The following is an 11,626-nucleotide window of genomic DNA, read 5'->3' as shown; positions in this document are numbered from 1 at the left end:
ATACGGTGCATCCGAAGCGCTATGGAGTCGTGACGGTGGAAGGCGTGCCTTTCGCCTTGCCCGATCCGAGCACCACGCCCACCGGTGGGAACGTCATCGTGCTGAAGAACAGTGTGAACGAAACGACTTACGCGGGCACCATGCCGCAGCGCGTGGAGCTTCCGGTGGGCTATCGAATCGGCAATCTGCACTTTCTCGGCGGCGTTGCGGGATGGGGCGGCGGAGCGGACTCGCACAAACCGGCGATGAAGGTGAGCATCGAACACGCTGATGGACAGAAGCAGGTCGAGGAACTGTACACTGGCGATGTGTTCATCGACTACCCCAGCCGGGAGGATGTGCCTGGATCGAAGCGGGCCGACGGCGTCGTGATGAAGCATCATGTGCGTTATTTTACCCTGCCGGTCGCGAACCGCGCGCCGGTGACGAAAATCGTGCTGGAGAGCTATCTCAACGGCGTCTCGGCCACGACTCTCGCGATCACCACCGACAACGAACCACCGCAAGCACGCAAGAAGTAGGGCCGACGACGACGACACACGCTGGACAGTGGTGGATTGAACGTCGATTTTGGGCGAATGCAGATTTCGCTCGCCTACGGACGCGGCACGCTTGACGTCGAGTTGCCCGACGATCGCACCACGGTCATCGAGCCCACGCACGCGCCCGGCCTCGCCGATGAGCGCGGGGCACTCTTCGCCACACTCGACGCGCCCGTGGAGTCACCGCCACTACGCCAACTGGCGGTGGCCGGGAAGCGGGTGACCATCGTTCATACCGACATCACGCGACCGATGCCCAACGACCGGCTGATCCCGTGGCTGCTGGAGTATCTCGAAAAGGCCGGCGTGCGGCGGGAGGATATCACGCTGCTGAATGCACTCGGCACGCATCGTCCCAATACGCGCGAAGAGCTGGAAATGATGCTCACGGCGGAGGTCGTCGCGCGGTATCGCTGCGTCAATCACGAGCCACACAACGACGACGCGTGCGTGGCCTTTGGCACCACGCGCACCGGGGTGCCGGCGTTGATCAACCGCCATCTCGTCGAGGCGGATGTGCGGATCATCACCGGTTTCATCGAGCCGCATTTCTTTGCCGGCTTCAGTGGTGGACCGAAGGGAATCATGCCGGGGGTGGCGGCTTTGAAGACGGTGCAGAGTAATCACGGCGTGCACAACATCGGGGACCGGCGCGCGACCTTCGGGATGACGGTCGGCAACCCGATCTGGGAGGACATGCGCGACATTGCCCTGCGCATCGGCCCGAGTTTTCTGGTCAACGTGACGCTCAACCGGGAACGGGCGATCACCGGGATTTTTGCCGGCGATCTCATCGCGGCGCACCGCGCGGGCACGGAGTTTGTCCGCGCCAGCGCGATGCAAAAGGTGCCGGGCCTGTTCGATGTCGTGATCACCACGAACAGCGGTTACCCACTGGACATGAATCTTTACCAAAGCGGCAAAGGCATGCGCGCCGCGGAATTGATCGTGCGCGATGGTGGATTGATCATCATGGCGGCCGAGTGCCGCGAGGGGATTCCCGCGGGCAGTCCGCACGACCAGTTGATCCGCAGCGTGCCCAACGGCGAGGCGCTGCTCGCCAAGCTTGCCGAGCCGGGCTTCTCCTTCGCCGAGCAGTGGGCGGGGCAGATCCAGGCGCTCATTCAGCGACGCGCGGAAGTGCAACTGCACAGCTCGCTGGATGATGACACGGTACGCGCGGCGCACCTGATCCCCTGCCCTCACATCGCCGAGGCGGTGCGGGCGCGGCTGCGGCCCGACACGCGCATTGCGGTGTTGCCGCAGGGACCGCTCACCATTCCCTATGTGGCGAGGGATGGCGTCCACGCGTAGTCACTCGCGCGACGCAGGAGTGCCCGGCTTGACATCGCCCAACGTATCGCAGAGGACGGGAAATGGATAAAGCATTTCGCGCCTCGACCCTTTGGTTGCTGGTGCTGTTTGCGGCCCTGTCGGGGGCGCTGGTCGTCTGGCTCCCGACGCTCAATCGTCCCTTGGAGATGGATGAAGCCTTCACGATGGATGCCTATACGTCGTTTGGCTACTTCACCACACGGGCCGATCTCGCGGCCAAACCCCGCTTTTCTCTGGCGCAGACGGTCCACGGTCTCGCCCGTCCGCTGAGCAATTGGAAAAGCTGGAATGCGCACGTCGTCAGTTGCTGGGCGATCTCCATCGGGTCCTTCTTTCTCGGTTTCACCGAGCGCAGCGCACGCCTACCATCGCTCCTCGCCAACATTGGCGCGGCCACCTTGCTCGGAGCGTGGATCCATGCCCGCTGCAAATCCATCTATCTGGCCGCCCTCACCGGCATCGCTTTCTGCCTTTGCCCCGGCATTTTTCACTACGGCCAAACGGCCCGGGGCTTTGCCATGGGCCTCTTTCTCATGATGGTGAATATCGCCATGGTCGAGCGCTTGCTGCTCCGCCTCAAGCCCCATTGGAGCATGCTCGTGTTCGCCGCGATCAGCTACCTTCAGCTTCTCAATTTGATGTCCACGCTCTTCATGTGGTTCATCCCCGTGGGCGCGGCGGTCTTGCTTTGGTTGCTGATGAAAAAGGACGACGCTGCCGCTTCCTCGCAGTCCGTCACCCGGGAAGCAGCGCTCATCGGCTGGATCGGTGGAGGCGCTTTGGCGGCGATCGCGCTTGGCCAGTTTCTGCTCGATCGCTGGTCCGTGCTCGCACACGAACAATCGCGTTATGGGCTGACCGCCAGCAATATTCATGAATTCATCGCGCAGAGTGCTGCGATCACCCGTTACGTGCTTCCTGGTTGGTGGGTCGCGGTCGGCGTGCTTGGGCTATTCGGCTGGCTCATCACTTGCATCCCCAAGCAGCGCCACTGGATCGGCTGGGCAGCGCTGGGCTCCGTGGGCTTGACGCTACTCTACGCCGTGAAATCCGGGAAGTTACCCTACGAGCGCAACTGTCTGTTGTACGTGCCCCTTTTGTTGATGGGCGTCGCTTGCGTTTGGGCGTGGTCCCGCTCCCTGGCCCGCTCCGCGAACCTCGCCATTCAAGGCGGCATCATCTGCGTGCTGCTGGTGGTGATTGCCACCTCTCTCAACCCCCAGCGCCTCCTGAGCTTGTTTCGCACTGACATCAGCATGGGCAACGTCTGCGCCGCGGCGACCCGCCAATTGCAGCAATCGGGCGCCACCCCGGCGACTACCCTGGTCCTGCAGCCCTTCTATGCGGATGTGGCCGGTCTCACCCGGCTCTACCTCCCCGACAGCGACGCATACTACGTGCCCTCTGGAAAGGACGAACAGGTGCAGGTGATCATGCCGGTCGATGCCAGTGCCGAAAATTCCGGCTTCAATTGCCCGAATTTCCGGACTCCGGGCATTTACATTTTTCATCCGCTGCCGGCGTCGTGGTCGCAGTATATCACCCAGCGCGATGCGGATTCTGAAACCGCAGTCTATTCCGTTCCAATGCGGCGCGAGACCCAACTCCCGACGAGCATGAGCGGCGCCCCCCTGGCAATCGTCGCTTGGGAAGGCGTGATCAAACCCCGCTTCGACGCGCCTCGATTCATCGTGGCGAGCCTCAAGGAACATGAGGCGAACTTGAGCGCCGACTATCTGCTCCGCACGGTCGGGAGCAAGACGGTCGTCTATTTTCTCGTCGCCAGTGACACCGACCTGCAGATCATCGGCCAGATCATCGCCAGGCTGCAGGAGGAAGGGAGCGGGGAGACGTTCTACTTCCGGGAAGACTCGAAGAAATAATTAAAAGCGCGATCCCGGCGCGCGGGGACACACGCCCTACACCACACTCGTTACTTCTCGCCGAAGGCGAAGAGGTGCTTCTCGGTGCGCAGGTAGATGTGGCCGTCGAGCAGGGCGGGCGTGGCGTAAACTTGCTCGCCCATTGCGTTGCGGGCCAACACTTTCAATTGCGTCGCGTCTTGGCTGGCGTCGATGACGACGACCGTGCCTTTTTGGGAGGCGACATAGACGCGTCCGTCGGCGGCGACGGCGGAACTGTAGTAGTCGCCGGGAGCGTCGAGTCGCTCGGCCTGATAGATCGTCTGGCCGGTGCGCTGGTCGTAGCAGGAAGCGAGGCCGCCATTCTTGATGGCGTAGACGCGGCCCTGGTAGCAGAGCGGCGAGGAGACGTAAGGCAGATGGCGTGACACGGTCCACAGCACCTTCGTCTTGGTGATGTCGCCGTGGCCGCCGGGCTGGATGGCGAACAACTGGTTCACCGCTTGCGCGAACATGTCGCGCATGTGCTCATACTCCTCGCGGGTCACGTGGCCGTCCTTGTTCACGTCCATTTGCGAAAAGCGGCTCTTGACCGGTCCAGGTGGAAACTCGTCCACGGTGAGCAGGCCATCGTGATTGAGATCATTGGCGGCGAGGAATTCATCGAAGGGCGCCATCGTCACGCGGTCGCCGTCATCGCCGCCGACATTCCAGCTCGAGACAAGCAGCATCCCGTCACCCGCCACCGGTGTCGCGTTCGATACGCGGGCGGTACCCTGGCAGGACCAAAGCTCGTGGCCATCTTTCACGCCATAGCCCCTCACCCAGAGCGAACCGGCGACGACGAGTTCCTCTCCCCCGTCGTGCTTCCACAAGAACGGCGAGGAGAAGCTGCGCAGAAACTCCGGGCGTTCCGTGCGCCAGACCTGCTTCCCGGTGGCGGCGTCGACGGCCAGCAGATACGAGCCCATGTCCTGATCGCAGACGACGATCAACTTGCCATCGGCCAGGATCGGCGATGCGCCAGTGCCAAACTCGACGATCGGCGTCGGCAACGGGTGGCGCCATTGCTCGTGGCCGTCGAGGTCGTAGGCCAGCAAGCCGAACGAACCCAGATACACATACACGCGCTGGCCATCGGTGCAGGGCGTCGGCGAGGCCGGGCTGGCGATGCGCTGGATGGGCTCGATTTTCTCCGCCGGAGCGACGGCCCGCCACAGCTCGTGTCCATCGGTGCGATCGACGCACAACGTCACGAGCTTCCCGTCGTCCAGCCCCGTCAGGAAGATCCGGTTGCCGAGGATGCATGGCGACGAATGCCCAAAGGGCACATCGATCTTCCACAGCACATTCTTCTCCGGGCCGAATTCCACCGGCGGTTTCCCCGTGCCAATGCCCAGCCCACCCGGGCCGCGAAACTGCGGCCAGTCGGTGTCTGCGCCGAAGGCGGAAGCAGACATCACCACCGCCGCCACGAAGGCGACGCATCTACTTCGAAGGGGCTGCATTTTCTTCATGATCGAAATACGGATTCAACCCTTTCAGGGTAGGCCGCGTTGTGGTTGTTGGCACCCAGGGTAGCTCGTTCCTCGCAACCTTGGGCTGGATGATGAAACGCCGTTGGCGTTGGTGCGGCGAGCGGCACCAGCGACAGGACACGACACGAGCGCCAGGACACGGCGTGAAATGGGGGAGCGGATCATGCGCGGCCGATGGAAGCAGATGCGCGCTTAGTCGGCCAGTGCCGCGTCGATCATGGCGCGGCGTTCGGCGGGAATGGCCCAGCGCTGGCGGTGATCTTCGTCGAGGGCGTGGAGCGGATCGAAGTAGAGGAATTTCTTCCCCGGCTTCACGCTCGGGCTGGCGAAAACGCTCACACCCGTCGCGGAGTCGTAGCGCTCCGGGCTGTGCACGTCGCGCTTGCCGCCGCCACCGGGGGCGTCGAGGACGAAGGACGGCGTGTTGAAGCCGGCGGTGGCTCCGCGGACATGTTTTTCCAGGCTCTGCGCGGCGGAGAGCGGCGTGCGCAGGTCTTCCACGCCGGGCACCATGTCGTGCATGTAGACGTAGTAAGGATGAATGTTCACGTAGCTGAGGCGGCGCGCGAGCAGGGTCATCGTCGCGGGATCATCATTCACCGTCCGTTGCAGCACCGTCTGGCAGCGGACGTGGATGCCGCGCTCGACGAGCACGTCCATCGCGTCCTGCGTGATGCCGGTGATTTCCGCCGGATGATTGAAGTGCGTGTGCACGACCACGTCCTTGTGCAGCGAGCGGCCGAGCTCGACCACGCGGGTCAGCGCGTCGGTCCAGGCGTGATCGCTGAGGATCTTCTGCGGCAACACGCAGAGGCCTTTCGTCGCGTAGCGAATGCGCCGGATGTTCGGCATCTTCAGCAGGCGTTCGCCGATGAGTTGCAGATGGTCGGCCTTGAGATTGTAGCTGTCGCCGCCGGAGATCACGATGTCCTCGAGATCGGGCTGATTGGCGATGTAAGTGAAAGCCTGTTCCCAGCGCGCGAGACTGGTCTTGAGGGCGAGCTTGGCCACGCCGGGCGCGTCCGAACCCACGGCGTAACTGCGCGTGCAGAAGCGGCAATAGACCGGGCAACTGAGCTGCGGAAGAAAGAGCGCCTTGTCGCGGTAGCGATGCGTGAGGCCGGGCACCGGGGAATCCTCCTGCTCATGCAGCGAGTCGAATTGCAGCATCGGGTGATCCGGCTCCTGCTGCGAGCGCAGCGGGAGAAACTGCGTGCGGATGGGATCGCGGAGCGGATCGCTCCAGTCGATGAGGCCCAGCAGGTAGGGCGAGATGCGCAAGGCCATGGGCGCATGAGCGAGGGCGGCCTCGAGATCCGCGTAAAAGCCCTCGGGAGCGAGCGCGCCGAGCGTTTCCTGGAGCTGGCGCGGGTTGGTGACGGTGTGTTTGTTTTGGAACGTGTGAGTCCGGAATTCTTCCGCGCTCACCTTTGCGTAAGCGGGGACGCCGCGCCAGAACTCGTCGCGGCGGAGAGCACGATGATCGGACAAAAAAGCCCGACTCGGAGGCTCGGCGGAGGGGGTGGCGGAAGTCGGCGGGTCGACGTGAGCGGTATCGATGAACATAGAGGCAGTGGTACTGGTGTTGGTGGTGTGGTGAGAGATTCGCGCGAACCTGCGCGAACGGCGGTAGCCGTCGCTATCGAGAAACCATGATATCCGTGAACCGAAGCTGAAGCATTTGGGTGCTTTGGGAAGCGGTGTTGGACTGGGAACATCTCACGGGCCGTGGCCGGTTGTCAAATTGGTGGGGTGAAACTCCGGGAAATGGCCATTTTTGCCCTCTAAAAGGCCATTTTCCGCAATGGAGCCAATGGAGCCCACCGGGCCAATGGGGCCAATGGAGGCAACAGAAGCGGAAAAGGGCGTTTTTTCAACAGAAGGAAACGAACGGAGCGAAGGGGTGAATAAGGGGGCGGAGACAAGTCATTCGGATGGGTGCGATTGGGTGCGATTGCCTCTGTGGAGGGAGGGCCAAAGAGCCAAGTGCCAAGTGCCAAGTAGCCAGTAATCAGTGATGCCAAAGTCATCGGATGGGTGCGATTGAGTGCGATCGCCTCTGTGGAGGAATGCCAAGAAGCGGGAGCCAAGAGCCAAGTGATCAGTCATCGGTGCAGGGAGTCAGGGTGGGGTCGCATTTCTAGGGTCGGAACTGGTCGGAACTTCTCGGAACATCAGAGTAAAGGGGGCTGAGCCGCGATGGGAGAACGCAGGAGCGGCCTGGCTACTGCCCACCGCAGAAAGGGTCGCCACTTGGCTCTCGAATCCTGGCTCCTGGCACTGCTGCTTCGCCGACGCGAGGACGCGTCCGTCCGGGAACGCGGCGGATTGCTTCGCTGATCTGGGCATGGCATCTGGCTGCATTGGAAACGCCTTTCCTCTCCACAACCCGGGCCGATAAATCTCGCACGGTCACTAGTCGTCCTTCTCACCCCAATTGGCATCACACAGGCTAGCAAAGTGCGGGAATATGTCAAGTCGACGGCGCGAACGCTGATGCTCCCTTGTCTGGAGTGGCGCTCCTCTGCATGCTCGCACTTTTCGACCAACTCCGATTCACTGCTCCCCAACTAGCCGAGGATTTCGTTTCTATGACGACGCTGCGCCTGACTCAATCCGATATCGGACCCGGCAAATATCGTGTCGAAATCTCTCTTGAGCGCGATGGATATCCACGACAAATCGCGACAGCTGACTTTAGCTATTCGCTCACTGCACAAGATCGCGAAGACCTGCGCTGGTATCTTGAGGATTACCTGCAACACACCGCAGATCCCGCGCCACAGATCGCAGCACGTATCGAAGGACGCATTACAGAAATGGGCGTTGGGCTTTTTAAGGCGCTATTTTACGCCAATGACGATGCGCGCGACTTGTGGGCCACGCTGCGTGATCGGTTGAGTGACACCCGGGTGGAAATCATTACCGGCGTGCGCGAAGCGACGGCGTTGCCGTGGGAACTATTGCGCGATCCGAAAACCAATGCGCCGCTAGCCGTACGCACCAGCGCCTTCGTGCGCACGGCCCATCAGACCGCAAATCGCCCGAATCTGCAACAGAGCCCCGCCGGACCGATTCGCATACTGCTTGTGATTTGCCGACCGAACGGCGATGAAGACGTGCCGTTTCGCTCCGTCGCCAGTCGTCTTGTCAAGGGCCTCGGCGAGAGCGTTCGCGGAGCGTTCCATCTCGACGTATTACGCCCCCCAACTTTCGAGCAATTGGGCAAAGTTCTCCGCGCCGCAAAAAAGTGTGGCAACCCATACCACGTCGTCCACTTCGATGGGCATGGTGCGTATATCGAGGGGACGAACGCTGGCGACGCTTCCGAATTTCTTCGCCAACTGAGCCCGCTGATGCTCAGTGGCGTACGCGCTGGATCGCATGGCTATCTAGTTTTCGAAAATCCCGCATTTAAAGGCAATCATCAGTTGGTCGATGGGACGGCGTTGGGACAGCTTCTTGTGGAAACAAATGTGCCCGTGCTGGTTCTTAATGCCTGCCGCTCAGCGCACGCGGAGACGCCACCAGAACCGAATCACACAGCGGAGAACACGGATACAAAATCCAGCGTGAATGAGGACATTCACGCAAAGGTGCGAGCATTTGGCTCATTCGCACAGGAGGTGGTCGACACAGGCGTCGCGGGCGTGGTGGCGATGCGTTACAACGTGTACGTTGTCACTGCTGCGCAGTTTGTGGCTGATCTCTACGAATCACTTGTAGCTGGGCTAGCGCTAGGTGAAGCCGTCACTCTCGGCCGCAAGCAACTCGTAGCCCAACCACTGCGCGAGATTGCCTACACACCACGCCCCTTGCAGGACTGGATGGTGCCCATCGTTTATGAAGCCGCGCCGGTGGTGCTATTCTCTAAACCAGTTCAAAAGCCCGAATTCAAAATCACCGTCAGCGCCGACGCCGTCGCACCCGCCTCGGGTGGCCTGTCGAGCGAGTTGGAAGTTCGCCCGGATGCCGGTTTTTTTGGACGCGATGAGACGCTCCTTGCTCTTGACCGCGCGTTCGATACGCAATCTATTGTGGTTCTGCATGCCTTTGCCGGGAGTGGCAAGACCTCCACTGCCGCCGAATTTGCTCGCTGGTATCACCTGACCGGCGGCATCAAAGGACCAGTTCTATTTACGTCGTTCGAGCAAAAAACGACGCTATCGCAGGCGCTGAACGAGGCTGTTGGTCGCGTTTTCAGCAGTGCCCTGGCACAATCGGGCGTCCATTGGCTGGCGCTGCCAGATGAGGCACGCCGCAACGTGGCACTCCAAATCCTCGCGCAAAATGCGGTACTCTGGATTTGGGACAACGTCGAACCCATTGCGGGATTCCCAGCGGGCGCACCATCGAGATGGAGCACCTCAGAGCAGCAGGCATTGGCCGATTTTTTACGTGCGGCGCGGGGCACCAAAGCAAAGTTTCTGCTAACCTCTCGCCGCGACGAACGCGGCTGGTTGGGCGACTTGCCTATGCGCATTGAGATGCCACCAATGCCGATGCAGGAACGCGTGCAGCTGGCACGAGCGCTTGCACAAAAAAGTGGGCGGCGGCTTACAGAGGTTGCAGACTGGATACCACTATTGCGCTTCACACAAGGGAACCCGCTAACCCTCACAGTACTGGTCTGCCAAGCACTACGCGATGGTCTGCAATCGAAAGAGCAAATCGAAATATTCGTCGCCGCTGTGCGCGCGGGAGAAACGGCATTTGAGGATGAAAAGAGCGAAGGGCGATCTAAATCTTTGGGTGCCTCACTAGACTACGGTTTCGAGCATACCTTTAACAAAAGGGAGCAAAGACAGATTTCGCTGCTTTATTTGTTTCGTGAATTCGTGCAGGCAAGCACATACGGATGCATGGGTGACCCAGCAAACGACTGGCACCTCCCAGAATTACACGGATTGAGCCGAGAAGAGCGGATCGCGTTACTTGACAAAGCATCAGAGGCGGGACTCCTCACGTCGCATGGAAAGGGCAATTATTCAATACATCCCATCCTTCCTTGGTTTCTAAAAAGGCTCTTTCACAAGAACTATTCAAACGATGAGACGCGGGCGACGCGGGCATTCGTGGAGTCAATCGGGATTCTCGCGGCACTTTGCTACAATGCCTTTTTGAAGGAATCTAACAAAGTCCAAATCATTCATGTTCTTGCGCGGCAAAAGGCCAACATTCTAAATGCTAGGCGACTGGCGCTTTCCAACGGATGGTGGGAAGCATTGATACGCTGCATGAGGGGCTTACGTTTTCTTTGTTCGGAAACCGACAATGAAGCTGAGTGGAAAGCTTTGGTAGAAGAGATCGTTCCGAGTTTCGTCGATCCGAAAACAGATGGCCCATTGCCCGGACGCGAAGATGGGTGGACGTTCGTTACTGAATACCGAGTTCCGTTGGCTTGGGAAGAGGGACGCGTCAATGACGCCGAACGATTGCAACTTCTACAAGTTGATTTCCAAAAGAGGATCTCGAACGCTGCGGAGATACAGGAGCCCTCCAACTTGTCATCAACCCAACGAGTGAAAGTAGAGAATCTGGCGGTTTCGCTTCAAGATTTAGCCAGAATTCAAAAAGGGAAGGGAGATCCCTCGTGCGTCGATACCTATAAAATGGCCCTCGATTTACACGCTAAAGTAGCGAATTTACCGGGGGTGGTTTTGTGTGCTCAAAGTCTAGCACAATCATATTTGGACGTGCCCAAATTGCGCGACCTCGCGAAAGCGGAGCATTGGTGCCGGTACGCCATCAACAACATTGAGAAATCAGATAGTCGGAATCTCTCTACGTGTTTTAACCAGCTTGGCACCATCGCATACGACAGCTTTATGGAGGCCTTTGTGAGCCAAGCGCAAGACGACGAGCGAAAGCGTCATTTAGAGAATGCTTTGAAAGCATATCTAGAGGCTCTCGAACGTTTGCCATCTTACGCCGTCGGCGCGATTGGACAGGTCCAAGATCGACTCGCAACCGTTTATTCTTATCTCGGGGACATCGAACAATCTAAATCGCATTTCGCCGCCGCGATTTACGCGCTAGAGAAGACGGGGCAGGTGGGCGCCGCCGCCAGGACGCGCCTAAATTTTGCCGTAGCGCTCTTAAATTCCGGGCGCTGGGACGACGCATTGATTTACGCCCGCGCCGCATTGCAAAACTACGAATCCCTCGACCAAGTGGATGCAGTAGACATAAAGACTGCAAAAGAACTGATTATCGTAATTGAGCAACGACCGTGGGAAAAGAAATGACTTACAGCGATCCTGCGATTCGGAGTCGCTTGCTCTGCCAATTGAGCTAACCCGGATATTTCATCCTTTCTGCAAAAAGTTAGCGAAGTCCCCGCGGTAAA

The 11,626-nt window shown here is 59.8% G+C and carries 6 protein-coding genes; 4 read left to right on the top strand and 2 right to left on the bottom strand.

Annotated elements, in window-relative coordinates; translation table 11 throughout:
• From ABJF10_RS24010 to ABJF10_RS24000, 3 genes are all read left to right on the top strand, one after another.
• The coding region (locus ABJF10_RS24010; protein WP_348547156.1) for a hypothetical protein at window positions 1–521 on the top strand (521 nt) is incomplete at its 5' end.
• Window positions 522–578: 57 nt separating this feature from the next.
• Window positions 579–1,856, top strand: coding sequence for a nickel-dependent lactate racemase (larA, locus tag ABJF10_RS24005; protein ID WP_348547155.1), 1,278 nt, complete (start codon window positions 579–581; stop codon window positions 1,854–1,856).
• Between the two features lie 62 nt (window positions 1,857–1,918).
• Window positions 1,919–3,760, top strand: coding sequence for a hypothetical protein (locus ABJF10_RS24000; protein WP_348547154.1), 1,842 nt, complete (start codon window positions 1,919–1,921; stop codon window positions 3,758–3,760).
• A 50-nt stretch (window positions 3,761–3,810) separates the two neighbouring features.
• Here the strand turns inward: ABJF10_RS24000 and ABJF10_RS23995 are convergent, their stop codons facing one another.
• Window positions 3,811–5,247 carry a PQQ-binding-like beta-propeller repeat protein gene (locus ABJF10_RS23995; RefSeq protein ID WP_348547153.1) on the bottom strand — a complete coding sequence of 479 codons (1,437 nt, stop codon included), beginning with the start codon at window positions 5,245–5,247 and terminating at the stop codon, window positions 3,811–3,813.
• Window positions 5,248–5,469: 222 nt separating this feature from the next.
• Window positions 5,470–6,843: a KamA family radical SAM protein gene (locus ABJF10_RS23990; protein WP_348547152.1), complete on the bottom strand. Its 1,374-nt coding sequence runs from the start codon at window positions 6,841–6,843 to the stop codon at window positions 5,470–5,472.
• A gap of 1,025 nt (window positions 6,844–7,868) precedes the next feature.
• On the opposite strand from ABJF10_RS23990, the gene ABJF10_RS23985 reads away from it, so the two are divergent.
• A complete protein-coding gene (locus tag ABJF10_RS23985; protein ID WP_348547151.1) occupies window positions 7,869–11,525 on the top strand; it encodes a CHAT domain-containing protein in 3,657 nt (1,218 codons plus the stop codon).
• Window positions 11,526–11,626 lie beyond the last annotated feature (101 nt).

The sequence above is a fragment of the Chthoniobacter sp. genome (assembly GCF_040003245.1).
Lineage (GTDB): Bacteria > Verrucomicrobiota > Verrucomicrobiia > Chthoniobacterales > Chthoniobacteraceae > Chthoniobacter.
Note: the sequence above shows the minus strand (reverse complement) of the source record. Positions and strands in the feature narration are given on the sequence as shown.